General features: G+C 64.3%; 20 protein-coding genes and 2 pseudogenes. 16 read left to right on the forward strand and 6 right to left on the reverse strand.

From position 1 onward, the window contains the following. Positions 1-17: 17 nt before the first annotated feature. Positions 18-161 (forward strand): annotated as a pseudogene (locus GQ56_RS47385) (IS6 family transposase); the annotation flags it as partial. A gap of 280 nt (positions 162-441) precedes the next feature. Here GQ56_RS47385 and GQ56_RS0105230 read toward each other — a convergent pair. After that, complete coding sequence (locus GQ56_RS0105230) at positions 442-1,959, reverse strand: MFS transporter (protein WP_152601641.1); 1,518 nt, start codon at positions 1,957-1,959, stop codon at positions 442-444. Between the two features lie 14 nt (positions 1,960-1,973). Here GQ56_RS0105230 and pdxR point away from each other — a divergent pair, with 14 nt between their 5' ends. Beyond that, positions 1,974-3,521, forward strand: a complete 1,548-nt coding sequence (gene pdxR / locus GQ56_RS0105235) for a MocR-like pyridoxine biosynthesis transcription factor PdxR (protein WP_043301136.1) — start codon at positions 1,974-1,976, stop codon at positions 3,519-3,521. Between the two features lie 54 nt (positions 3,522-3,575). Here pdxR and GQ56_RS45510 read toward each other — a convergent pair whose 3' ends face one another. Together GQ56_RS45510 and GQ56_RS0105245 are read right to left on the reverse strand one after the other, a co-directional pair. Further along, positions 3,576-3,734 carry a hypothetical protein gene (locus GQ56_RS45510; RefSeq protein WP_160257539.1) on the reverse strand — a complete coding sequence of 53 codons (159 nt, stop codon included), beginning with the start codon at positions 3,732-3,734 and terminating at the stop codon, positions 3,576-3,578. Between the two features lie 120 nt (positions 3,735-3,854). Further along, on the reverse strand, positions 3,855-5,999 hold the full coding sequence (locus GQ56_RS0105245) for a phosphocholine-specific phospholipase C (RefSeq protein WP_031397648.1): 2,145 nt from the start codon (positions 5,997-5,999) through the stop codon (positions 3,855-3,857). An 833-nt stretch (positions 6,000-6,832) separates the two neighbouring features. Here GQ56_RS0105245 and GQ56_RS46380 point away from each other — a divergent pair. From GQ56_RS46380 to GQ56_RS0105265, 5 genes and pseudogenes are all read left to right on the forward strand, one after another. Further along, a pseudogene (locus tag GQ56_RS46380) lies at positions 6,833-7,044 on the forward strand (transposase); the annotation flags it as partial. Next, positions 7,037-8,827, forward strand: a complete 1,791-nt coding sequence (locus GQ56_RS0105250; protein WP_043301137.1) for an ATP-binding response regulator — start codon at positions 7,037-7,039, stop codon at positions 8,825-8,827. The pseudogene GQ56_RS46380 and the gene GQ56_RS0105250, both read left to right, overlap by 8 nt. Positions 8,828-9,094: 267 nt before the next feature. Further along, the gene (locus tag GQ56_RS0105255; RefSeq protein WP_052007176.1) at positions 9,095-10,105 is read left to right on the forward strand and encodes a DMT family transporter; all 1,011 of its coding nucleotides are present in this window, start codon (positions 9,095-9,097) and stop codon (positions 10,103-10,105) included. 329 nt (positions 10,106-10,434) lie between these two features. Beyond that, positions 10,435-10,698 carry a hypothetical protein gene (locus GQ56_RS0105260; RefSeq protein WP_031397651.1) on the forward strand — a complete coding sequence of 88 codons (264 nt, stop codon included), beginning with the start codon at positions 10,435-10,437 and terminating at the stop codon, positions 10,696-10,698. Between the two features lie 265 nt (positions 10,699-10,963). Further along, on the forward strand, positions 10,964-12,601 hold the full coding sequence (locus GQ56_RS0105265) for a hypothetical protein (RefSeq protein WP_235212630.1): 1,638 nt from the start codon (positions 10,964-10,966) through the stop codon (positions 12,599-12,601). 236 nt (positions 12,602-12,837) lie between these two features. On the opposite strand, the gene GQ56_RS0105270 is transcribed toward GQ56_RS0105265, so the two are convergent. Beyond that, on the reverse strand, positions 12,838-13,218 hold the full coding sequence (locus tag GQ56_RS0105270; protein WP_031397653.1) for a winged helix-turn-helix transcriptional regulator: 381 nt from the start codon (positions 13,216-13,218) through the stop codon (positions 12,838-12,840). Between the two features lie 80 nt (positions 13,219-13,298). Here GQ56_RS0105270 and GQ56_RS0105275 point away from each other — a divergent pair, with 80 nt between their 5' ends. Next, the gene (locus GQ56_RS0105275; RefSeq protein ID WP_031397654.1) at positions 13,299-13,925 is read left to right on the forward strand and encodes an NADPH-dependent F420 reductase; all 627 of its coding nucleotides are present in this window, start codon (positions 13,299-13,301) and stop codon (positions 13,923-13,925) included. Positions 13,926-14,505: 580 nt separating this feature from the next. Next, on the forward strand, positions 14,506-15,882 hold the full coding sequence (locus tag GQ56_RS0105280; RefSeq protein WP_031397655.1) for a flavin monoamine oxidase family protein: 1,377 nt from the start codon (positions 14,506-14,508) through the stop codon (positions 15,880-15,882). 305 nt (positions 15,883-16,187) lie between these two features. Here the strand turns inward: GQ56_RS0105280 and GQ56_RS0105285 are convergent, their stop codons facing one another. After that, on the reverse strand, positions 16,188-16,526 hold the full coding sequence (locus GQ56_RS0105285; protein ID WP_407638577.1) for a c-type cytochrome: 339 nt from the start codon (positions 16,524-16,526) through the stop codon (positions 16,188-16,190). A 455-nt stretch (positions 16,527-16,981) separates the two neighbouring features. On the opposite strand from GQ56_RS0105285, the gene GQ56_RS0105290 reads away from it, so the two are divergent. Beyond that, positions 16,982-17,398, forward strand: a complete 417-nt coding sequence (locus GQ56_RS0105290; RefSeq protein WP_235212631.1) for a GNAT family N-acetyltransferase — start codon at positions 16,982-16,984, stop codon at positions 17,396-17,398. A gap of 648 nt (positions 17,399-18,046) precedes the next feature. On the opposite strand, the gene GQ56_RS0105300 is transcribed toward GQ56_RS0105290, so the two are convergent. Further along, on the reverse strand, positions 18,047-18,682 hold the full coding sequence (locus GQ56_RS0105300) for a glutathione S-transferase family protein (RefSeq protein ID WP_031397658.1): 636 nt from the start codon (positions 18,680-18,682) through the stop codon (positions 18,047-18,049). 166 nt (positions 18,683-18,848) lie between these two features. Between GQ56_RS0105300 and GQ56_RS40010 the strand changes: the two genes are divergently transcribed. The 6 genes from GQ56_RS40010 (at position 18,849) to ilvD (ending at position 25,064) form a co-directional block, all read left to right on the forward strand. Continuing rightward, positions 18,849-19,157, forward strand: coding sequence for an acyl carrier protein (locus GQ56_RS40010; protein ID WP_052001406.1), 309 nt, complete (start codon positions 18,849-18,851; stop codon positions 19,155-19,157). 46 nt (positions 19,158-19,203) lie between these two features. After that, entirely contained in the window at positions 19,204-19,719 is a 516-nt protein-coding gene (locus tag GQ56_RS0105310) for a gamma-glutamylcyclotransferase family protein (protein WP_031397660.1), read from the forward strand. Positions 19,720-20,211: 492 nt separating this feature from the next. Next, positions 20,212-21,516: an MFS transporter gene (locus GQ56_RS0105315; protein WP_031397661.1), complete on the forward strand. Its 1,305-nt coding sequence runs from the start codon at positions 20,212-20,214 to the stop codon at positions 21,514-21,516. Positions 21,517-21,555: 39 nt separating this feature from the next. Continuing rightward, complete coding sequence (locus tag GQ56_RS0105320; protein ID WP_031397662.1) at positions 21,556-22,080, forward strand: flavin reductase; 525 nt, start codon at positions 21,556-21,558, stop codon at positions 22,078-22,080. Between the two features lie 26 nt (positions 22,081-22,106). Continuing rightward, positions 22,107-23,177, forward strand: a complete 1,071-nt coding sequence (locus GQ56_RS0105325; RefSeq protein ID WP_031397663.1) for a DUF6421 family protein — start codon at positions 22,107-22,109, stop codon at positions 23,175-23,177. Positions 23,178-23,222: 45 nt separating this feature from the next. Beyond that, positions 23,223-25,064 carry a dihydroxy-acid dehydratase gene (gene ilvD / locus GQ56_RS0105330; protein WP_031397664.1) on the forward strand — a complete coding sequence of 614 codons (1,842 nt, stop codon included), beginning with the start codon at positions 23,223-23,225 and terminating at the stop codon, positions 25,062-25,064. Position 25,065: the final 1 nt, after the last annotated feature.

A 25,065-nucleotide genomic window follows, 5' to 3' on the forward strand; every position in this document is an offset into this window, starting at 1 on the left:
GCTGCGGACACGGCTTTCTAGTGGTGAGTGACGAAACAATTCGCCGCGGGTGCGACAAGTTCGGCGCCGGCTTCGCCCATCGGCTCCGGGCCGAGCGACGCGCGCCGGGCCACACCTGGCACCTGGGCGAGATGGGCTTGACGCTGCATGGTGTGCCTTGGTGAACATGGCGTGCAGATTGGGCTCCGAAGCGGTATCTGCTGCGCGCCAACCTCTATCGCAAACTCCTTGCCGCACGCTTCTCGACATGGTGTTGATTCACCGAAGTCACCCGGAATCAGTCTGCGGCATGAAGCGGCTGCCCGTTTTCACGCTCCTTGTGAACAGACTCCATCAACGTGACAGCGCGTCGCTCCGACAGGCGGCAAGACGTGTATCGCGGCTCCGACTTGACGGCCGGGCATGGCGCGCAGGCAGGCGCGCCATGTTTGGCCGGCTACGTCAGATACCGCGCATGGCGCTCGTCGCCTGCTTACGCCGCCGCACCATCCAGACGCTGACCAGGAAGCCCGCAACGAGTGGGACCAGCATCCATTCGAGGCCGATGCGCATCGCGTGCGCGTAAGCTGACGCACCACTACCGCCCGCGCCATCGAGTGCGCCGAAGAATGCGCCGCCGATACAGGCGGTCGCGAACGCGGAGCCGATGTAGAGCATCGCGACGATCGCACCGGCGGTCATGCCGGCGTGTCGCGCATCGACGTCGGCGAGTACGATCCGCTGCAGCGACGGCAGTGCCATCCCTTGTCCAGTTCCCGCGATCAGGAGGCCGATGTAGAACGGCAATGCGGGCGCACCCGAACCCAGTTGCGTCGCGCAGAGAACGAAGCCACCGGCGAGGCAGCCAAACCCGAGCGGCATCAGGTTCTCGCCGATGCGGCGTGCGAGCCACGGTGTCGCGAGGGGCGCGAGCAGATACCCCGCGCCGTAGGGAGCGAGGCCGAGGCCCGATTGCAGTGGGGTCCAGCGCAGCCCCTCCTGCAGGTAGAGGCCATAGGTGAGGAAGAACGCGGCGATGCTGTAGAACAGGAACGCGAGCAGCAGTCCGATTGCCACGACCGGCTGGCGCAGCACCGAGATGTCGACGAGCGGATCGCGCGCCTGTTGCGCGATCCGGTGTTCGATCCGGATGAAAGCAGTGAACGCAGGTACGCACAAGCCGAGACTCCAGAACGTCCATGCGGGCCAGTGCAGCTCGCGGCCGACGGTCAGCGGATAGATCAGCAGCATCAGCGCAACCGTCAATGCAGCCATGCCCGGAATATCGATGCGCGCGCCGCGCTTGGCATGGCTCTCGGGCAGATACAACCAGGTGCCCGCCACGGCGAGTATGCCGATCGGTACGTTCACGAGAAAGACCGCGCGCCAGTCGAGCCCCCACGGATGCAGGTCGATCAGCGCGCCGCCGCCGATTTGCCCGACTATCGACGCGAGCCCGAATACGAACCCGTAGATACCCATCAAGCGCGCCTGCATGGGTACCGGAAAGACGGTACGAATCGACGCGAGGACCTGCGGCGTGATCAGTGCGGCACTGACACCCTGCGCGACGCGGCTCGCGACCAGTACCGCACCGCTGGTCGCCATGCCACACAACGCCGACGTAACGACGAAGGCCGCCATGCCGATCATGAAGATTCGCCTGCGTCCGTACAGATCGCCAAGGCGTCCGCCGGTGATCAGGACGACCGCGTACGCCAGTGCGTAAGCGGAGACCGTGAGCTGGATTTGCGCGTCGCTGGTTTTCAGGCCGACATGGATCGCCGGTAGCGCCAGATTGACGATGAAGTAATCCAGCGGCGGCAGGAATACGCCGGTATAGAGCGACGCAAGCGCGAGGCGGTGGCGCAGGGGAGACGCTTCGATAGTCATGCGTTCGATGAGGGGAGAGATGACGTGATTGACACGATAGCAATAGCCGGCACTATCATCTAAGCCCACTTTCGAAAACCGGATCAATCCACTTTCAGGCCATGAACAAACGTGCCACTCCGCCAGCCTGGGGTGCTTTCGTCATCGATCCTGCATCGACGCTGCCGCTTCAGGAGCAGATCGCCCGTCACCTGCGCGACGGCGTGCTGAACGGGCATCTCCGTCCCGGCGCGCGCCTGCCGTCGACGCGGTCTTTCGCGGCAGAGCTGGGCGTGTCCAGGCAAACCGTCGTGCTGGCGTATGACCGGCTTGTCGCGGAGGGCTATGCGTACGGGCAACGCGGCTCCGGTATCTACGTGCCGGACGTGTTGCCGGAGGATCTCGCGCCGCCCGCCGCCGTGGCACGACCGTCCGTTATCGAGGCACACGGCGGAGCGTACCCGGCACTGTCCGCGCGCGGCCGTCACCTGCTCGACCTGCCGGTTACGCCGGTGCCGCGCGGGCCAGGCCTGCTTGCGCCCGGCACACCAGCGCTCGACGCGTTTCCGTACGACACGTGGGCGCGCCTGTCCGCGCGCTTCTGGCGCGGCCGACCGGCCGTCGACCGACTTGGCTATGCCGATCCGGCGGGATACCGGCCGCTGCGCGAGGCAATTGCCGAACATCTGGGTGTGGCGCGCGGCCTGTCGTGCAGTGCCGATGACGTCGTGATCACGTCCGGCTCGCAGCAGGCGATCGAACTGGCCGCGCGCTTGCTGATCGACGCGGGCGATGCCGTGTGGATCGAGAACCCGGGATTCGTTGCGGGACACAGCGCGGTCGAAAGCGCGGGCGCGCGCGTCGTGCCGGTGCGGGTCGACGCGGAGGGCCTCGACGTCGAAGCCGGCATGCAGTCGGCCCCGGACGCGCGTCTGGCGGTGGTCACGCCGTCGCACCAGTACCCGCTCGGCGTGTCGATGAGTCTGCGGCGCCGGCTCGCGCTGCTGGACTGGGCCGAACGTGCGAACGCATGGATCGTCGAGGACGACTGCGACGGAGACTATCGCTACGCCGGTCGGCCGCTGCACCCACTGCGCGCGCTCGGTCGGCAATCGGCCGGGAATCGCGTGATTTACATCGGCACATTTGCGAAAGTCCTCGCGCCCGGGTTGCGGATCGGTTTCCTGATGGCGCCGTCGGGGCTCGCCGAGGCATTCTCACACGCCCGTGCGCTGATCGATCGGCAATCGCCGGCACCACTACAGATCACGCTTGCGGAGTTCATCGGAGAAGGGCATTTCGCGACGCACCTGCGCCGCATGCGGATGCTGTATGCGGAACGTCGGGATGCCCTGCTGGCCGCGCTCGAATGCAACTGCGCGGACGTGCTCGACTGGGGGGGCGCACCCGACACCGGCCTGCATCTGGTCGCGAAACTGCGCGGCGCGGCCGCACCGGAAGCGGATCTCGAGGTATGGGAAGCCGCGGTGGCACTCGGACTGCAAACTCCTCCGTTATCGCCGCATTATCGCGACGGCGGGGAGGCCGGACTCGTGATCGGCTTCGGCGCGACGCTGCCGGGCAACATGCGGGACGCGGTGTTACGCCTGCGGCGTGCCATCACGGATGGTCAGCGGCGCGTTGAAAATGACCCGAAGAAACGAGTGTAGATGCAGAAGCGGAAGCATTACCCGACGAAATGGATGTGAAGACAACCAGGCGGGTTACCGGCACCCATCAATTGTGCGCACGAGGCAGCGGCCGCCGATCGTCTTGCACGGGCCCCCGACGGCGCGGCAGTAGTCGTTTTCATCCGGTGTATCGATAGCGGGCAATCCCGCCATGCGGATCGACAGCATCACGACAACCGGCATCTTGCTCATGGCGCCGATGGCCGGACTTCTTGCGCAGGGAGGCAACCTTGACGCTCCGCAGCCAGCAGCCATCGCTGCGAATGCCGCGATGCTGCCGGATGGGGCGGACCGCCAGCCTTCCGCGTGCGCTTAACTGCCGAGCAAGGGATCGCTGAAGCTCGGTCGACCGGTTTCCACGTGGCCGCCGAGACGACGCACGAAGCCCGTCGCCTGCTTGACGCTGACGCTCACGTCATACCAGCCCCAGGCCCGGCGCAGATCCAGGTCGACCTGCACCTTGCCGCGGGGCGGAACTGTGCGTGTGACCGTTTTGCCCGGGTCGTACGCGTTCGTCATCGAGAAATCGAGCGGCTGCCGGCCCGGATTCTCGAACCACACCTCGAGATTGCCGTTGGCGACATCGTAGGCCTCACCGACTTCAGGTTGCGGCATGCCGCTCGCCACCGTGCCTGCGATGCGGCGCAGGAAGCCGTTCGGCCCCAGGATCGTATAGTCGTAGGTGCCGCCAGAGCCGAGCGCCAACTGATCCCGGACATGCTTGCCGGCTTCCACCGTGTAGCTGTGCGGCGCGCTGCCATCCGCGGCATAGGCCAGGAACACGGCGCCGACCGTACCGGTATTCGAGAAGCGCAGCGACAAGAAGCCCGGCGTGCGCTCGGTGCTCGCTTGCACGAACAGTTCGTATGGCAGCGCGCGCGCCGGACGTACCCCCGGCTCTTGCGTCGGCTGGGTCTGAACCGTCGGCGCGGACGGCGTGTAAGTCGTGCCTGCGGCCGGCGGATTCGCGGGATGGAACGCCGGTACGAACGACGAGGTATCGGGCAGTTGCGGCAGCGACTCGTTCGGCGTGGCGAAATTGAACGCCGAGGTCAGATCGCCGCACACGGCGCGACGCCACGGCGTGATGTTCGATTCGGCCAAATGCTTGTTCGCCGCGGTACCGAAGCGCTTCTGGATAAAGCGGATCACCGAGGTATGATCGAAAACCTCCGAGCAGACCCAACCGCCGCGCGACCACGGCGACACCACCAGCATCGGCACTCGGGGCCCGAGGCCGTAAGGGCCCGACACATTGACACCCGCCGCATAGCGGCCCGTGCCCGTGACATAGAACTCGTTGATCGTGTCTACCGTCGACTTGCCGTTGCCGCTCCCGGCCGGGAACGGCGGCACCACGTGATCGAAATAACCGTCGTTCTCGTCGTAATTGATCAGGAATACGGTCTTGCTCCACAGCGTCGGATTCGACGTCAGAATCTGCAGAATCTGGTCCACATACCAGGCGCCGTAGTTCGACGTCCAGGTCGGGTGTTCGCAAAATGCCTGCGGCGCCACGATCCAGGATACCTGCGGCAGGGTGCCGTTCGCCACGTCGGCCTTGAGCTGGTCGAAATACGTGCCGCCGTTCAGCACGTTGGTGCCGCTCAGCGCGCCCTGGTGCAACGGCGAGCTCGCCGCCGCGCTCTGATATTGCGCGAAATAGAGCAGCGCGCTGTCACCGTAGTTGCCGATAAACGGGTTGCTGGTATAGCCCCACTCGTTGGCCTCGTTCAGGCCATTGCCGACATCCTGATAGACCTTCCAGGAAATACCCGCGGACTGCAGGGTCTCGGGAAACGTCGACCACGTGAAGCCGGGATCGAGACGCGTATTGTCCAGCACCGGACCGCCGCCCTGGGCATCGTTGCCGACCCAGCCGGTCCACATGTAGAAGCGGTTCGGGTCGGTCGGGCCAAGCACCGAGCAGTGGTAGCCGTCGCAGATCGTGAATGCGTCGGCCAGTTGATAGTGAAACGGAAGATCCTCGCGCGTCAGATAGGCCATTGCAGCGGCGCCCTTGGCCGGCACCCACTGGTTATAAAGCCCCTGGTTCCACGCCTGATGCGTCGTGTTCCAGTCGTGCGCGAGATCCACGATGAAGGTCTCGCCCAGCGTCATGCCGGTGCTCTGCTCGCCCGGATGGAACGGCATCACGTAGCTCGTTGCGCCCGGCGCGGTCGGCTGCGCCCAGACCGACTGACCGTTCGGCAGCGACAGCGCGCGCTTGTCGCCGAAACCGCGCACGCCGCGTAGCGAGCCGAAGTAATGATCGAACGAACGGTTCTCCTGCATCAGCACGACGATATGCTCGACGTCCTGAATGGTGCCGGTGGCGTTGTGCGCGGGAATCGCAAGCGCGTTGCGAATTCCGGCGGGCAAGATGCTCATGGCCGTGGCTGCGCCTGCGGTACGGGCTGCGGCACGTAAAAAATCACGTCGACTCTGGTGGGGCATGATGTCTCGTTCCTGCTTTGATTGACTGCATGGGGAGAAATACAGCGCGGCCACTACAGCGAAGAGGTCCGCGCCACGACAGCAAACTCAATCCACGGTATGCCCGGCAGGGGGCGCCAACGCCGCGACGGCGGCTTGCTCGGCCGCTATCAGGCGAAGCGCAGTAGCGCCCGTCCGGCGAAGCGGGCGGGCCGGCGACAGGATCATCTCGGTGGCATCGGGCGCGGGCTGTGTGCCGGGAGCGGCAGAGATATCGGCGGAGGCGGATGAAGGGAGCCGTGCTGTTCCATCGGTGGTGAGGTGGAGATTGCCAACCGCCGGCCGCACGCCGAGTACGACAATCGGAAAGACAACCGGGCGGGCATTTCGGTTCGATCTCGTCCGGCCGGACACTCGCTGAGTTTCCTTACCCCTGTCGTCATTCACTACGGTTTTAAAAGTTCTGTTCATCATTTAGTGGAATCAAAACTATTATTTGATAATTAAACGTAGAGATATACTGGAAAATATCAAATGTATTGAGATAGCATGTAGCTTGCGTGACATTTCTCCTGACTTCAAACTTATTAAGGATATCGATTGAAATCGAGGAGGCATTATCAACGCAACAGGCAAGATAAGCGCCGCTTGAATCAATTTCCCCTCTTTTTGGTTTTTATTGTTCGGTGTCTTTTCTATTTTTGTAAAGAAATCGAAAGAATCGAATGTATGGTGTTGCTCCGGTCGGAGACGCTGCCATATCTGATCCGGATGTGACTGAACGAAGCACTGTCGAAGATGGACGAGACGCTCCCGACGATGAACGAGACGAATGCGAAGGGAAACCGCCGCGTATCGCCCCCGGGACGCCGAAGCGGGCGATGCTGTTGCAGTGCCGCACAGCTTCCGAGGCGAGCGGCAATGGGTGAAGCAGATCACGTACAACCTGCTGTTCCGGCGGTTCGTCGGCCTGTCGATCGAGGATGCGGTGTGGAACCCCTCGGTGTTCGGCAAGACCAGGGACCGACTACCGGATCGGAAAGAGTATGAGGTGATTGATGAATACAACGATTCAATTTCGAGACAAGATTTCGGCCGAGCAACTCAAGATCGTGTACGGCATCGTTGATCTCAGTGTTATCGGCGCAACGCTGCTCGCGATCGTTCTTGTCGTTTCGCTGCATCGCCTGGGGCAACTCGATCCTGTAATCGGCGCCTCGTGGCTTCTCTACATCGGGACGTGTTCCGGTGGCCATATCCTGCTGTCCCGCTTCTACAGGAAATCGGGGTCATTCGTCAGCCGGCGGTCATTTTGGGCTGCCTGGTTCGTCGCCTTGAGTCTTGCTGAAGGAATCGGATGGGGATGGTCGTCGGTTCAACTGGTAACCGGCAGCAACTTTGAAATTCGCTATCTTGCGGTGATCGCCACGCTTGGCGTTGTCGCAGGATCCGTTCCTGTCTTTAGCGCGTATCTCCCCGCGTTCGTTGCATTTCTTCTGCCTGCCACCCTCCCTTATGTGATCGTTACTGCGCTTTCCGAGAACCGTGTCCAACAGGTGACCGCCCCCATGATGTCGCTGTTTGTCTGTGTGATCGGCTACCTCGGCATCCTCGGCAACCGTACGGCAACGCAGAACATCAGATTGAGATTCGATGCGGAAAAGCTGGCAGTCGATCTTCAGGCTCAAAACGACGTCGTCTTGAAGCTGGCGGATGACCTGAGAAAACAGAAACAGATTGCAGAAGAGGCCAGTCTCGCAAAATCCCGGTTTCTTGCCGCAGCCAGCCACGATCTGCGCCAGCCGTCGCATGCCCTCAGTCTGTTGGTCGGCGCACTGAGCAGCATCCCGATGAATGCCGACGGAAAAAGCATCGTCGAACAGATCGAGATTTCCACGCTGGCCCTCGACAGACTGTTCGCCACGCTGCTCGACATCTCCAAGCTCGATGCGGGTGTCGTGGAGGTTCAGTATCAATCATTTGCGATCGACGCGATCCTCGCACGAATCTGTCGCGACTACGCGAGCGATGCCGCGGAAAAAGGCATTACGCTTTCCCATGTTCCCACTCGCGCAGTCGTATATTCGGATCCGATACTGGTAGAGCGTATCGTACGAAACCTTGTGTCCAATGCGGTGCGTTATACCGACGCCGGCAAAATCGCCGTAGGCTGCCGGCTTCGCGGCGTACATGTCGCCATTCAGGTATGGGATACAGGGCGGGGCATCCCGCATGACTTGCTCGACCTCGTGTTCCAGGAGTATTACCAGATTGAAAATCCGGAACGGGATCGTGAAAAGGGGCTGGGGCTTGGCCTGGCAATCGTTCGACGCCTGGCCGACCTCCTTGGAAGCAAGCTTGCCGTGCAATCGGAACCGGGTCGCGGGTCATGCTTCGAGATCGTGATCGAACTCTCGGATGGCATGGCCGTGCCGATTGAGCTTCCCGTTGCTGAAAGGCTCGACACGTCTTCCGCGACGGGGCTTGTGGTAATCGTCGATGACGAGCAGCCGATACGTGATGCGATGTCGAAACTATTGACGATATGGGGATACGAAGTCGTTGCAGCCGGCTCCGGAGACGAGATCATCGCAAGTCTTTCGACTTGCGCGAAACGGCCTGACCTGCTGGTGTGCGATTTCCGCCTGCGTGGCGACGAGAACGGCATCACCGTGATCGAACGGGTCCGCATGGAATATAACGAAGACATTCCGGCCATGCTGATCAGCGGCGATACGGCCGCCGACCGATTGGCCGATGCGCATGAAAACGGAATGATATTGCTTCACAAGCCGATTTCGCACGACAAACTCAGAGCGTCAATCGGCAACCTCATCGCAACCGGATAGGGTGGTGTAGATACCAGGTTCGCCGTGTGAGGGGCGACGAAATGCTGGACGAATCGATTTCGTCAGTCACACTATCTGCGTCAACTGCGTGTGCCCGGGCTATATCGCATCGACATCGGGCAATCGCCCTATCGATGAACACGGACTGGGCGCGGGGATCGTCGAACGCCCGCTCGCGCGGCAACATATCCTCGGCCGCGCCGTGTTTTCGCGCGTCGCGGGATGGGTCATTCATTGCCGGAGCAGACCTTCTGGTCGCTGGAGGCCATGTTGCAAGATGAACTGATCGAGCGATCGTTGCAGCCGGCTTCGTCCGGCGCCACGCGCTTTCTGTCGGCGCCTTCCGGCCGCTTCGTGACGGCGCTGACGGCAACTTGCCTGTGGGGTAGCGCGTTTCCGGTCGTGAAGGTCGGATACGGGTTGCTGGGCATCCGGCGTGGCGACACGTTCCTGCAGATCGAATATGCGGGCTACCGCTTCGTACTGGCGGCGCTGCTGCTGTTCGCGTTGATGACGGTCGCGGGCGTTTCCCGGCCGCCGCTGCATCGGGCGGCCATCGTCGCGATCGTGCGCGTGGGTGCGGTGCAGACATTCCTGCAGTACGTGTTCTTTTATGCAGGAATTGCGATGAGCAGCGGCATGGAAGGCTCGATCATCGCAGGCACGCTCACGTTCTTCCAGCTGGGGCTCGCGCATCTGATGCATGCCGACGATCGCATGACCGCGACCAAGGTCGTGGCCGCCGTGCTGGGGTTCGCCGGCATCGTGCTTTACCACGTGATGGCCAACGGCTATGCATTCACGATGGGACGCGGCGAGGCACTGATGTTGCTGGCGATGTTCCTTGCGGCATTCGGCAACATGCTGAGCAAGCAGGCGGCGCCCGCGGTCCTCCCCGTCCTGCCGCTTACCGCGATGCAGATGCTGATCGGTGGTGTTGCGCTGATCGCGGTCGGTGCCGCGAACGTCGGGATTGCACCATTCGACTTCTCGCTCGGCGCCGCGCTCGTGCTTGCCTATCTGGCATTCGTCTCCGCCGCGATTTTCCTGCTGTGGAACAGCCTGATGTCATACAACAAGGCCGGCGCCGTATCGATCTATCTTTTTCTCGTGCCGATCTTCGGCGTGCTGTTGTCATCGGCGTTGCTGGGCGAACCGTTGCAGTGGTATGTGGCGCCGGCGCTCGTGCTGGTTGCGATCGGCATCGTGATGACGCACGCGGGCGCAGCGGGGCGCGCCGACGGGCCGGACGGCGCTGCGCGATGCGATCGACCGTGACGCGGCGCCTGTCGTGTCTTTGCGCATGCCGGGTGATTGGTTTCGTGTTTCGCCGAATGGCGACGCCTGGCGCTTGACCGGCTGAAAACCGTTCTACAACAGCCAGTACTCGTCGCGAACACTTCGCCGAGATACGTGGCGCCATCGCTGTCGCCTACCGCCCACGCTGAGCTCATTCGACAGCATTCTTCGTCTCCGTGCCAGACGATCGCAACGAAGCGCGGCGTTATAAAAACTTACAACTTCACGTGACGCGCCGTGCACCAAACGCACTCGAGCCGCGTTCTTCAGCAGGGTGCACACGACCCACTATATTTGGAGATTCGAACATGATGAAGATTAAAACAATCCCGGTACTCGTATGCGCCATTCTGGCCGCTAACGTCGCGTTTGCCGACGAACTTCATGACAAGGCGATGGCAGCAACGCACGATCTGCAGCAGTCCATCGAAGAAATGCATGTCATCCAGCAGGAGCATGGTGGTGAGTTCGGTGGCCATATGGCTCGCGCCGAGCAATTGGCCCGGCAAGCCGAACACGAGCGCGACGCTGCGCTGAAATACTATCGAGAAAGGCATCCGGGCTGGCAATAAGCTTTCAGAGCCGGGGCGCTTCATCGCGATCCGGCTTTTGCTTCCATACCCGCAACGGGGCCAACCGGCCTCGTTTCATCCAGCGTTCTTGCCGTCAACGATCCACGCTACGGCGCCGGTCGAGTGCTTACGTTTTGTCTACGCCGGGTGAAAACCGGGCCGGCATGATGTTTGGCATGCCGCACGGTTCCGAAGGATCGCGGCGGCGTTGGGACTGGTTCGGTCCGTCGGCGGATGCCGAATGATCTGATGAAAATGAAGGCGCATGACGCGCCTCAAATCGACGGCAACGGGCTCGTCTGCACACCCGCAGCCGAGCTTGCCGCATGTCGCGGCCGGCTCGCCGGCCCATCCACACGGAACGCCTCGGCCCTGCATGGTCGCTCGAGCGACCCAACGCGTCCAATCGCGGACGCCCCGGCTTCGGTTCCTTCACTGGTGCACTGCGATCTTCATTACAATCGGGCGTTGCTTGCCCGATGCACGGATGCGCCGGACGTTGATTGATGCCTGTTGTTGTCGTGTGGCACGGGTGAAGATCCGATTGCTTCCCGACAATCGGCGTCGCGCGTCGAAACCCGCAGCCGGACCGAATCAAAACACGAACTACCGATCCCGCCACATGCGCATGAGCACGTCCGACAACAGCGAGACCCACCGCAGCCATCTCGTCGCATTCGCGATCGACGACAACCGGCAAGCCTGGTACGAGATGGTCATTCCGTTCATCGTATCGTTGCGCGCGACGGACTACCGGGGGCGCATCGGCGTCATCGGCTACGGCCTGTCCGACGAGAAGCGGCAGCGGCTGCGCGACGACGGTATCGAGGTCTACGCCGGCGCAGGCGTCGGCGACCTTGCGTGGGACCGGTACATCTCCGCGGCCATGCTCTTCGACGGCGATCCCGAATTGCGCACGCTTGCGCTCTACGATGCCGATATCTGGTTTCCGGGGCCGCGGTTCGACCTCTTCGACGTCGTGCCGGACGACGATCGCCTCCATGTCGCCCCCGACGCCCACTTCTGCGCATTCGTGATGAATCCGATCATCGGCGAACGGCGGGACGCGCTGATTCAACAGTGTGTCCATGATGTGCTCGACCGGGTCGGGCAGCCGTTGCAGGCGGGGCTCGTCGTGGGCGGCCGCGAGCCCTGGGCGCGGTTTGCGCAGTATGTTCGCGAGCAGGCGGGAAGAGTCGGTCAGGACTTTGTCGCGATCCACGGCTTCGACACGACGCTCCTGCATCTGTGGGGCGGGCTCGGCGAGGTGAGTCTCGTCGGCTGCGAGCAGAATTTCGTGACGAAGTGGGGGCTGCACGAGCGGCACGATTTCGATACGGTCCGGATCCTGCTCGAGCATCGGGGCAAACCGATCCGTGGCCTGCACATGACGGGCGACGTGCGTTTCCTGAATCACTGGCGATATCTCGCTCGCGATGCCGAGCATGCGATCGAGCACGGGCAGGCGTTCGCGCTGGCGCCCGAGCCCGGCATGCGGGAGCAGCCGGCCGAACTCGATGCGCACCCGCTCGAACGCCTGGCCGCCAGCGGGTTGTCGTTCGTCGCCGCGCACGAGGACGTGCTGCCGAACGTCCCGCGTCTCGCCGCGGGCACGTCGTTCCGTAATCCGCAGGGCAGTGCGTTCGAAGCATGGACGTCGCACCGGATCGAATTCGAGGTGACGCGCGCACGCATGGTACTCGACCTTTCGCTGTCCTACCTGAGCGGCCAGCCGTCGGCACCCTGTGCCCGACTGTCGCGCAACGGGGAAAGCGTGTTGCTGCAGGCGCCTCACAAACTCTGCCTCGCGACGCAACAGGGCGACCGGATCGCGCTGAGCGCGCTCACGCTGCCGGGGCAGGCGTGTCATACCGCGTGGGATATCGTCGCGCGGGATGCGTGATGGCGTGATGGCGTGGCCGGTCTCCATTGCCGGGGTGTCCGCGCAGGACGGCTGAGGTCTAGTACGGCGGGCCGCCGTCGCACGCATGCGCGAGACTTCACGCAGCAGACGATCGGAAAAATGCCGGAGACGGGGAGCGTCAAATATCCGGATCGTTTGCAGGTTCGCGGGCAAACCCGTGAGCCGTGAGCGTCCCGGTATGCTCACGGGTTCGACTCGGCCGGCAGCAATCCTCGCTACCTGGGATGTTTGCGATCGAATGCGCGGTTGCTGGCTTCGATCGCCGCGAGCGCATCTTCCGCCCAAGCCTTGAGATCGATGACGAGCGGAAGCAGCGTTCCGGCCAGCGGGCTCAGCACGTACTCGACGCGCAGCGGCAATTCATCGTAAACATGGCGGACCACCAGCCCGTCGCGCTCCATCGCGCGCAGCGTCTGGGTCAGCATCTTCTGCGAGACGCCTTCGAGGCGGCGCTTGATGTCGCCGAAGCGCATCGCCCCGTCCTTCAGCGCAACCATGGACAGCACGGTCCATTTCTGCCCGATACGCGCGAGCACGGCGCGAGATGGACAGACTTGCAGAAACGCGTCGGGCGGCAACTTGATCTTCTTCGTCATGGTTACCCTCAGGTACCTAATTGATTGCGGAAACCGTTGTTGGAAGAATGATGCCACTCAATCAATTGCGGAGCGTGGCCATGAAGATCGCATTTCTGGGCGGTGGAAACTTCGGGGGGAATCTCGCCGAATTGCTGGTCGCGGCGGGGCATGACGTGGTGGTCGGCTTGCGCGATCCCGCCCGGGCGCGCCCGGGCAGCCGGTACCGTATCGTGTCGCTGGAAGAGGCCGCCTCGTATGGCGATGCAGTCGTTGTCGCGATCCTCTATCAGGCGTGCGCGGAGGTCCTGCCGCCGCTTGCGCATCGGCTGGCCGGCAAGATCGTGGTGGACGCAACGAATGCGCTGCAGGACGACTGGTCGCCGCTGCCGCTGGGGGCGGACGGATCGGCGGCCGAGGCGATTGGCCGCCTGCTGGCGGATGCGCGCCTGGTGAAGTGCTTCAACACGGTGTTCGCCGACATCATGACGCCGGATGGCATCGATCGGGATGGCCACGCCGTTACCGCGTTCATCGCGGGCGACGATGCGCAGGCCAACGCCACGGTTGCCGGAATCGCGGAAAGTGCGGGATTCGCACCGGTCGTGACGGGGCCCTTGCGCAACGCCCGCTATCTCGAGGCCATGGCGCACCTCAATATCCAGATTGCCGTGGGTCGGGGTGGCGGAACGAATGCCGGCTTCGTATACCACCGCGCTCATGTTTAGGGGCCCCGGGCTTTCGGATTCGCTTCGGCCGCCGCTGCCGTCGCGGCGGTGCGATGACGACCCGGTGACATCCGCCTTACGTCATCGCGGATGAGGAGGGTATGGCGTGCGGCATGCGTCGCCGAGGCGATTGCAGGAAAACACGGCGACGGCGCGTCGCGGTCAGGTCCGCCCCTCCGGACATCGCGCCAGGGTTTTGCTCCGCAGCGGCCGGCGCGAATCCGTCTGGACCGGCCCGATCATCCGGATACGCCGGCCGCGAACCGTTCGCATGTGCACGCAGAAGCCACGAATCTGCACGGATCATCGATCTGCGTTCACGATGCGACTCTAGAATCGACACCTGGTCGACGACGGAATCCCGAGACACCACTCCGAAAGGAGGCAATACGCAAGCATTCCGTACGGCGGGCGTCTGGCCGACGCGCATATCGAGCCGTCGGTCCGCAGCCGTCGCGACCGCCACGGTAACGCACCGCCTGAAACGATCGACGGTCCGTGCGAACCTGCCGCCCGGGTGATTGGCGTTCGAATCGCGTCGGGTGCAATCCGCTCCGCGGGGAATCTTGAGGGAATCGTCATGACTGGGACAGAGCGCGTTGACGTATGCATCATCGGCGCCGGCCTCGCCGGGCTTCGTGCAGCACAGCTGCTCGGCGAGCGCGGCCATAGCGTGTGTTTGCTCGAAGCGCGCGATCGCGTCGGCGGGCGGACTCACGGCGGCACGCTATGCGGAAAGCCGGTCGATCTGGGCGGGCAGTGGCTCGGGGCCGGCCAGACCCGTGCTGTCGCGCTGTGCCGGGAGCTTGATCTCGAGCTTTACGAGCAATATGTGGAAGGCCGTCGAGTCCTCGACATCGGCGGCAAGGTGCGGAGCTACACCGGCAGCATTCCCCCGATGTCGATCATGGGCTTGCTGGATGCGGATCGCGCGATGCGACGTGTCAACCGGAATGCGAAGACCATCGATCCGCAGGCGCCCTGGAAGGCGGCCGATGCGGCGCGCTGGGATCGAATGACGCTCGACCAGTGGATGGAGCAGTCGATGTTCACGCGCAGCGGCCGCAGTCTCATGAAGATCATGACGCGCGCCCTTTGTACCAGCGAGCCGCACGAAGTCTCGTTTCTCGGCCTCCTGAACTTTGTCGCGGCCGGCGGGACGATACAGACTCTGGTGGAAATGCGCGGTGACGGCGCGCAACGCTTCAAGGTGCACGGCGGCGTTTTCCAGCTGGCGGAGCGTCTGGCCGACGCGCTGTTACCCGGCGTGCTGAAGCTGAATGCGCCCGTGCATGCGGTCGAGCAGTCGGAAACCGGGGTAACGATCCGGCACGCGCAAGGCGACGTGCGAGCGTCGCGTCTCATCGTCGCGATTCCGCCGCTGCTCGCCGTGCGCATCGATTTCACGACGCCGTTGCCGGCCATGCGCATGCAACTGCATGCCCGCATGCCGATGGGCTCCGTGATCAAGGCGTTGATTGCTTACGAGCGCCCGTTCTGGCGGGAACGGGGATGGTCGGGCGAGGCCGTCAGCGATGTCGCGCCGTTCGGCCCTGTCGCGGACGCCACGCCGCCCGGCAGCGAGCAGGGATTTCTCGTCGGCTTTTTCGCCGCGGGCGCGGGCCGGGAGCACGCGCCCGCGACCAGCGATGAACGGCGCCAGGTGGCGGTGCGGACGCTTCAGCGCTTTTTCGGCCCGGCCGCCCTGTCGCCGGTCGGCTATGTCGACAAGGACTGGATTTCCGATCCCTGGAGCCAGGGCGGGTACGTTGGCGTGATGGCGCCCGGTACGCTCACGGCGCAGGGCCCGGCGTTACGCGAGCCGTGCGGCCGGATCCACTGGGCGGGTACGGAGAGCGCGACGCGCTGGGCGGGCTATATGGAAGGGGCCATCGAATCCGGCGAGCGCGCGGTGACCGAGGTCGTCGAGCGCGGCGTGCATGCGTCGCCACGATAGCGGCTGAAAGGCGGGCGGCCGGGGGCCGGTTTGCCTTTCCGGATCGGCCTCCGACGATGTTTGAAATCTCGCCGACTTCAAGGCGAGTATTGGCGGATGAACAAGGTCGGTGCGACGCGCTTGTCCGAATCCTCGAACCTCGAGTACGAGGCATGAACCGGCGAGCGACGCGCCACTTCCAAGCCGCGCAAAGGCAAGAAAGACGCGACGATTGAACCGGGCGAGGGGGCGAAGCGTTGCCCCCTTCGGCGCGAGCCGCATGGTACGGATCGAGCGCATGCGCCAACGGCGAAGGCCGCGATCGTTTAATTCCTGGCGATGAGATGAATCATGTATTCATTGATCGCCCTTAACTCCTTGTCCGTCCACGTATGCGCGGGCAGCTTGACGCCGTTTTCCCGCAAGGTATTCGGAATCAGGTTGCCATTGGGCCGAAGCACGATCGACGAGACGATGACGCCGGGGTAATTTTTCAGCCGGGTTTTGAACGCGGCGGACGTAAGGTCGGGCGTAGGCGGGTTGCTTTTCCGCGCCAATGGCCCGGTGCCGGTAGCATCCGCCCCGTGGCACATGGCGCATCGAGCGGTAAACAGCTCCTTGCCGATGGCGGTCTGCGCAACCGCCATCAACGGATCGAGAAGCATGGCGGCAAGCGCGATGCTGCAAAGTCTATTGAGTTTCATGGGGATCATCAAATTAAACGAATGCGTCGATTTATTCTGTCTGTCGGCATCCGATGGGGAAACAACGCATTCTTTGACTTGCTTGCGGCACCGGGAATGCTGAACGCTTACGGCCCGATGGCCGGATTCCATGGCGCGGGCATACGATTTTTTTCCGAATTAATGCTGAAGGCCCGCTGTTTTCATGATCGCCGGGTTTAAGCAGTTTCAGTCGCGGACAGATCATAACGCATGGCGGCCACGATGAGGTTGGCCCTGTTGCAGCGAGAACCGTCGCAATGGCTTGCATCGGGCCAATGTTCGATGCCGGGCGGCGGTTGCCGCATCGATACCCGATGTCCGGAAGCGTGTCATCATCATCCGATCTGAATCCGGTTATTCATTTCCGAGGAGGTTCGATGTTGACGGTTCGAGTCATGACTATCGAAGACTATGACGCGGTGCTCGACCTGATGAGGCAAACGCCGGGGGTCACCGTGAGGGATGCGGATTCGCGGGAAGCCACCGGGCGATACCTCGAACGCAACCCCGGATTGAGCTTCGTGGCGGTGCTCGACGGAGCGATCGTGGGATGCGTGATGGCCGGTCACGACGGGCGGCGCGGCTATCTCCAGCATCTCGTCGTGCTGCCGGCGCATCGGCGCAAGGGCATCGCCAACCAGCTGGTCGAGCACTGTCTGGTTGGCCTGGAAGCATTGGGCATCGTCAAAAGCCACGTCGACGTTCTCAAGACCAACGACATCGCGCACGCGTACTGGAGTGGCCGCGGGTGGGGCAAGAGAACGGACATCGATCGCTATTCTTTCATTCGCAGCGGTGGCAGTAACGCGTGAACGCGACGGCGCTGGTCCGCGCGCTGTCGCTAACGCGTGCCGTCGGCGAGCTGTCCGGTGCGCCGGGCTCGCCCGGCAGCGTGCCGTATCGGCGCGCTTGACGGCGTCGCACACGTCGTCGAAACGACGACGTTCCCCACACAAAGTACCTGGCGAAGGCCGCAGCCGAAAGCCGACCTGAGGGCACAGGCCGGCGCCCCCGGTTGACCTGCGCGGCCGTTCCCGCATCACTTTCTTTCAATTCAATTTCAACTTTGCGTGATCCGCTGCGATCGATTCCGGCCGGAGGCGGCCAGATCTGCCTCGCCGCGAATGTCTGATATGTAATTCGACTTAGTTGTAAATGAAAAATATATTGGACCGCTCGAAATGGATGCTGCATTGTTCAAGCATTCGACGCGATCACGGAAAATGTGCTGGATGGCACGGTGATTCGAGCGAAGAGAACGCCATGCAAGATTGCAGTCGCGGCTCCTGTTCCCGGAGTCGCGACGTCGATGGCCCGCCGGACACCCACAAGCCATGTCCGTGCGCAAGACCGGGGCAGCAGAGAAAGAAAAGCGGCGAAAAGGACCTGAGAAGATGGTGGAGACACGACGGATGCGAGTGGCATACCGGATCGGGCACCGGCCCGATCCGGCTTCGTCGCTACGCCCAGACCGAAATCTGTTCGACCGACAACGCGGCCGCGACGGCCGGGCGGCGGAGCATGCGCTCCGTGTGCGCGGCCCAGTGCGCGAATCCGCGCATGTCGAGTTTCAGCATGTTCCCCCACTTGAAGAAGATCAGCAGCATCGGATCGACGATCGAGTAGTGCTCGCCGAGCGCCCAGTCGTGCGCGGCGAGCCGCTCGTCGATCTGCGCATAGGCGTCGAGGATGCCCGCGCGGCCTTTCGCGCGGATGCCGTCGTGCGCGGCGGTATCGTCGCTGAAGCGCGACGGATGGAAGTTGAGCGCGACCGTCCCGGGCAGCACTGACGCGAGCCAGTTCATCCATTCGACGGCGCGTGCGACGCCCATCGCGGTATCGGGCACCAGCCGCGCCTGCGGAAAGCGCAGGGCGAGATAGAGCAGGATCGCGGACGACTCGGTCAGCACCGCGTCGCCGGTATGCAGCACGGGCACCTTGCCTTTCGGATTGAGCCGCCTGAATTCGGCGCTCTGCGTCGCACCGTCCTTGATCGAGACGAGTGCGAGTTCGAACGGCTCGCCCAGCTCGCGCAGGATGACGTGCGGTGCAAACGAGAGATGGCCGGGGCAGTAGAACAGTGTGAGGGTTGTCATATTGATTAAGTCTCCTATTTATCTCTGATGGAGATGCTGGCCGGGTTTGTCGTGTCGACGCGTCGCATGGTGCACGACGCCCGATCGAAAGTCAAAAACGAAAGACGATGTGAGCGACTCTGCGGTTCGATGAAAACGATGCCCGCATGCGTGCGTGCGGGCCGGGATGAACGAGTGTTTCTGGAGCGTGATCGTGATGCGGATGATGAGCCTCGACGAATTGATCGACAACGTGAAGACGTTTCTGGCCGGTATCGACCCGGGTGCACCGGCGCGCGTGACCGCGCAGACGAACCTGCTCGACGCCAACCTGCTCGATTCGCTGTCGCTCGTGCATTTCGTGCTGTTCATCGAGCAGACGCTGCGGATCGAGATTCCGATCGGCGATTTCCTGCTCGACTCGATCGCATCGGTCGCGGCGATCTACGACCACTACGTGCTCGGTACGACGCGGGCCCCGAGCGCGGCGTTCTGATGGACGCGCGCGCGATTCCGGGCGCCCCGGCACGGCGGGCAGCGCGATGACGACGGACGACCTGCTGCGCGGCGAGCACTTCACGTACTTCGCGTATGGCTCGTGCATGAACCTCGCCAGCCTGTCCGCTTCGCTCGGCTGCGACGCGACGCCGTTTGTCGCGGGCGCGGCGCGGCTCGACGGCCATCGCCTGGCGTTCAACTACGCGTCGCTCAACGAGCCGGTCTGCTGCGCGAACATCGAGCCGGCCGCCGACGGGCTCGTCGAAGGCGCGCTGTACCGGTTGCCGATCGGGCTGCTCGACGCGCTGGAGCGGCGTGAAGGCGTGCACCTGGGCCGCTATGTGCGCGTGGCGGTCGAGGTGCGGATGCCGGGCGGGCAACGCGAGCGCGCGCTGACGTATCGCGGCGCGGTCACGCTCGATCGCGACGCGGCGCCGAGCGCGCGCTACCGCGACCTGCTGGTGCGCGGGCTGGTGGACGCGGGGGTGTCGGCGGCGTATCGCGATCGCACGGTTGCCTACATGGCCGGGCTGCGCGATCGCCCGCCCGAAATGCAATGACGGCCGCCGCGCGCGGCCGCACAGGATCACGGCATCGAATGCTCCAAAAGGGCGCTCGGTCCAGCGGTGCGTTCCCGGCTTCAAACGCCGGCGGACGTTTTAAAGGCGCCCTAAGCGGGCATGTGAGCAAAAGGCTGATCATGAAGCGAGTATTCGACCATCCGCGCGCCATGCGCGCGTCATGCCTCGCCGGCGATGCGGTTTCCGGGCACAACGACGTACAACGACTCCCCGGACACGCGGCACGGCCGCAATCGGTTCTCGCAAGGCCGATGCGCGCCTGATCGGCGGCGCCCGAGCCAGACCGCCGCACCGCCGGACGGATGCCGCACGCACGCGTGCGGCCCACGGCACCCCGCGCACACGCATGCATCGGCCGCAGGAGGGCGGCCGGCCGGCGTGCGCGCCGGATCGTGGCTGTCTCGACCGGGCGGCGCATGCGGGATGCAGTGCACAACGAAAAACAACCGATCCCACGAAAGGAAAAAAATCATGGAGACGCTCGTATCGACCGTATCGCCCGCATTGCGGGTGTCGGAGGAAGCCGCCTATCGCAAGGTCGCATGGCGGCTGATGCCGTTGCTGCTGTTCTGTTACCTGGTGTCCTATCTCGACCGCGTGAACGTCGGCTTCGCGAAGCTGCAGATGGCCGGCGATCTCGGGTTGTCCGACGCGGCCTACGGGCTTGGCGCCGGGATCTTCTTCTTCGGTTATTTCATCTTCGAGGTGCCGAGCAACCTGATCCTCCACCGCATCGGCGCGCGCGTCTGGATCGCGCGGATCATGGTGACGTGGGGCGCGGTGTCCGCGCTGACGATGTTCGTCACGACGCCGACGGCGTTCTACGCGATGCGCTTCCTGCTCGGCGCGGCGGAAGCCGGCTTCTTTCCCGGCGTGATCCTGTACCTCACCTACTGGTATCCGGCGAATCGGCGCGGCCGGATGACGACCGTGTTCATGACGGCCGTCGCGCTGTCGGGCGTGGTCGGCGGCCCGATTTCCGGCTACATCCTGAAGGCGTTCGACGGGTTCAACGGATGGCATGGCTGGCAGTGGCTGTATCTGCTCGAAGGGCTGCCGTCGATCCTCGCGGGCGTGCTCGTGTACGCGCTGCTCGACGACCGCATTGCGGAGGCGAAGTGGCTGGACGCCGACGAGCGCGAACTGCTCGAGCGCAACGTGAAGGCCGAGGAAGCGGTCAAGTCGCACCTGTCGCTCGGCGCGGTGCTGGCGAATCCGCGCGTCTGGCTGATGTGCGCGATCTACTTCTCGTTCGTGATCGGCCTGTATGGCGTCGGCTTCTGGCTGCCGACGCTGATTCATGCGACGGGCGTGGCCGATCCGCTGACGATCGGGCTGCTGTCGACGGTGCCGTACGCGCTGGCGGTGGTCGCGATGATCGCGATCGCACGCAGTTCCGACCGGCGCCGCGAACGCCGCTGGCACCTGGCGTTGCCCGGCGCGATGGGCACGGTCGGGCTCGTGCTCGCGGTTGCCTGGGCGCATCAGACCGGGCTGGCGATCGCGGCGCTGACGCTCGCGACGATGGGCATTCTCACCGCGATTCCGCTGTTCTGGAGCCTGCCCACGGCGTTTCTCGGCGGCACCGCGGCCGCCGCGGGGATCGCGATGATCAATTCGATCGGCAATCTTGCGGGCTTTCTCGGTCCTTACCTGATGGGGCTGCTCAAGCAACTGACCGCGTCGAACGACGCGGGCCTCTACATGATGGCCGGCTGCATGGCGCTCGGCGGGCTGCTCGCGCTGTCGCTGCCGAAGGCGCTGGTGAACCGGTAGCGCGGCGCGCGGCATTTTCCCCATGTACGGAGACAGGACATGATCCACAACGAACCCGCACGGTTCCCCGACCAGTCGATCGGCACTTCGCCGCAGCGCTTTCGCGACGCGATGTGCCGCGTGGCGTCGGCCGTTCACGTGCTCACGAGCGACGGCCCGGCCGGGCGCTGCGGCATGACGGCGACCGCCGTGCTGTCGGTGTCCGATGCGCCGCCGACGGTGCTCGTGTCGGTCAATCGCGGCAGCGTGTCGGCACAGCGGCTGATCGCGAACGAGGTGTTCTGCGTGAACACGCTCGGCGCGGCCGACCGCCTGCTCGCCGACGTGTTTGCGGGCCGCACCGCGCACGAACGCGACGCGCGCTTCACGGTGGGCGAGTGGGGCGAGCTCGCGACGCGCTCGCCGGTGCTGGCGAGCGCATGCATCGCGCTCGATTGCCGGCTCGTGGCGTCGATGAGCGCCGCGACGCACGAACTGCTGGTCGGCGAAGTGGTGGCGCTGCACTGCGCGGCGCCCGACGACGACACGCTCGTCTATCTGCAGCGCGAATTCCGCGTCGTTTGACGACGCGTGCCGACAGGATGACCGACATGAAACGTGAAATCGTACAAGCCACCAATCGTTGCCGCAGCGAGATTCTCGCGGGCGGCTTTCGCACCGACGTCGCGCGTATCGCGCAATGCGCCCGTGCGCATCTCGGCGACTATGCCGACAACCCGCACGTGCGCGCGCTGCTGGTGACGCTGGAGAACCGCTGCCTCGCGTCGGGGCGCCTGCTGGACCTCACGTACTCGGTGGACCCGAGCTTCATCCTCGGGTTCTTCGACGTGCCGTACAACGCCGATGCGTTCCTCGAGGCGGCCGCGATCGCACCCGTGCCGATTCCGCCGAGCGTGCTCGCGATCGCGCCGGACGGCAACGCGCTGCCGGTGCAGATCCGCATGTGCACGGACGGCTTCCGCAATCCGCTCGCGGTCGCGGTGTTCGGCGAGAACTTCATCGACGCGGACCTGCACGCCTATCACAAGGCGTACTACTTCATCGACAAGTTCGTCGAGCGCTTCAAGCGCTACACGCGCCCGGCGATCGAGGCCAGCTGGTCGCCGACCGCGTTTCCCGACCTGCTCGCGGCGGACGACGCGCTGCTCACGCAGGCGAGCGCGATCTGGGTCCACCTGCACGAATTCCACCATCGCACCGGCTTCCTGCCGATCCCGGAGAACCTCGATGCGAAAAGCACGCGCAACGGCGCGGGCGCGGAGGAACTGCGCGTGGACATCCTGTCGATCCTCGCGCTGTTCCGGATGCGCTCGGACGACCGCGTGCTGCGTGCATCGATCCAGTACATCCTGGCCGAGCGCCTGATCCGCTATCCGCTGCAGGCGCCGCCGCTCGACAACTACGACGCGCGCTCGTCGGTCGCGCTGTTTCATTACCTGTCCCGCCACGGCGTTATCGCGCAGCGTGGCGGCACGCTCTATTTCGAAGGGGGCTATGAACGTCTGACCCAGGCGCTCAGGTCCATCGTGATCAAGCTGACCGCGCTCGAATACAAGCTCAGCGTGTCGTCCGATCTCGACCGGAGAAAGATCCTGTCGTTCGTGCTGCCGACGCTCGCGAAGAACGACAACAACTGGGGTGTGGCCGGGCGGCCGCACTGACGGTTGCCCACCCGTCTTTTTGAACCGAATTTACAGAGGATCACGATGCCTACCTATCGTTCACGCACTTCCACCCACGGCCGCAACATGGCGGGCGCGCGCAGCCTGTGGCGCGCCACCGGGATGACCGACGCCGATTTCGACAAGCCGATCATCGCGGTCGTCAATTCGTTTACCCAGTTCGTGCCCGGCCACGTGCACCTGAAGGATCTCGGCCAGCTCGTCGCGCGCGAGATCGAGGCGGCCGGCGCGGTCGCGAAGGAATTCAACACGATCGCGATCGACGACGGCATCGCGATGGGCCACGACGGCATGCTGTACAGCCTGCCGTCGCGCGAGCTGATCGCCGACTCGGTCGAATACATGGTGAACGCGCACTGCGCGGACGCGATGGTGTGCATCTCGAACTGCGACAAGATCACGCCGGGGATGCTGATGGCCGCGATGCGCCTGAACATCCCGGTGATCTTCGTGTCGGGCGGCCCGATGGAATCCGGCAAGCTGACGTTCCGCGGCAAGCGCCGCGCGTTCGACCTGATCGACGCGATGGTGGTGGCCGCCGACTCGCAGGTGACGGACGACGAGGTGCGCGCGGTCGAGAACGTCGCGTGCCCGACCTGCGGCTCGTGCTCCGGGATGTTCACCGCGAACTCGATGAACTGCCTCGCCGAGGCGCTCGGGCTCGCGCTGCCGGGCAACGGCTCGGTGCTGGCGACGCATGCCGATCGCAAGCGCCTGTTCCTCGAGGCCGGGCGCGTGATCGTCGATCTCGCGCGCCGCTACTACGAGCAGGACGACGCGAGCGTGCTGCCGCGCTCGATCGCCACGCGCGACGCGTTCGAGAACGCGATGACGCTCGACATCGCGATGGGCGGCTCGACCAACACGGTGCTGCATCTGCTGGCGGCCGCGCACGAAGGCGAGGTGCAGTTCACGATGGCCGACATCGACCGGCTGTCGCGCCGCGTGCCGGTGCTGTGCAAGGTCGCGCCGTCCGTGCAGGACGTGCACATGGAAGACGTGCACCGCGCCGGCGGCGTGATCGGGATCATGGGCGAGCTCGATCGCGCGGGGCTGCTGAATACGACGCTGCCGACCGTCCATGCGCCGAGCGTCGCGCACGCGCTCGCCCGGTGGGACGTGATGCGCAATCGCGTCGATTCCGTGTCGCGCTTCTATCGGGCCGCGCCGGGCGGCGTGCGCTCGCACGTCGCGTTCAGCCAGGAAAACCGCTACGACGAACTCGATATCGACCGCAAGACCGGCTGCATCCGCGATGCCGAGCACGCGTTCTCGCGCGACGGCGGGCTCGCGGTGCTGTTCGGCAACATCGCGCGCGACGGCTGCATCGTGAAGACCGCGGGCGTCGACGGCGGGATGCTGAAGTTCACCGGCACCGCGCGCGTGTTCGAAGGGCAGGAGGAAGCGGTCGAGGGCATCCTCGGCGGCGCGGTCGGCCCGGGCGACATCGTGATCGTCCGCTACGAGGGGCCGCGCGGCGGGCCGGGCATGCAGGAGATGCTCTATCCGACCAGCTACCTGAAATCGAAGGGGCTCGCGAAGCAGTGCGCGCTGATCACTGACGGCCGCTTCTCCGGCGGTTCGTCGGGGCTGTCGATCGGGCACGTGTCGCCCGAGGCGGCGGAGGGCGGCGAGATCGGGCTGATCGAGAACGGCGACGCGATCGAGATCGACATCCCGAACCGCTCGATCAACGTGCTGGTCTCCGACGACGAACTGCGGCGCCGCCGCGCGGCGATGGAAGAGCGCGGCGAGCGCGCGTGGCAGCCGGAGAAGCGGCAGCGCCGCGTGTCGGGCGCGCTGCGCGCGTATGCGGCGATGACCACGAGCGCCGCGCGCGGCGCCGTGCGGATCGTGAAGGGCTGAC

Origin of the sequence: Burkholderia paludis, from assembly GCF_000732615.1 — a bacterium.
GTDB lineage: Bacteria > Pseudomonadota > Gammaproteobacteria > Burkholderiales > Burkholderiaceae > Burkholderia > Burkholderia paludis.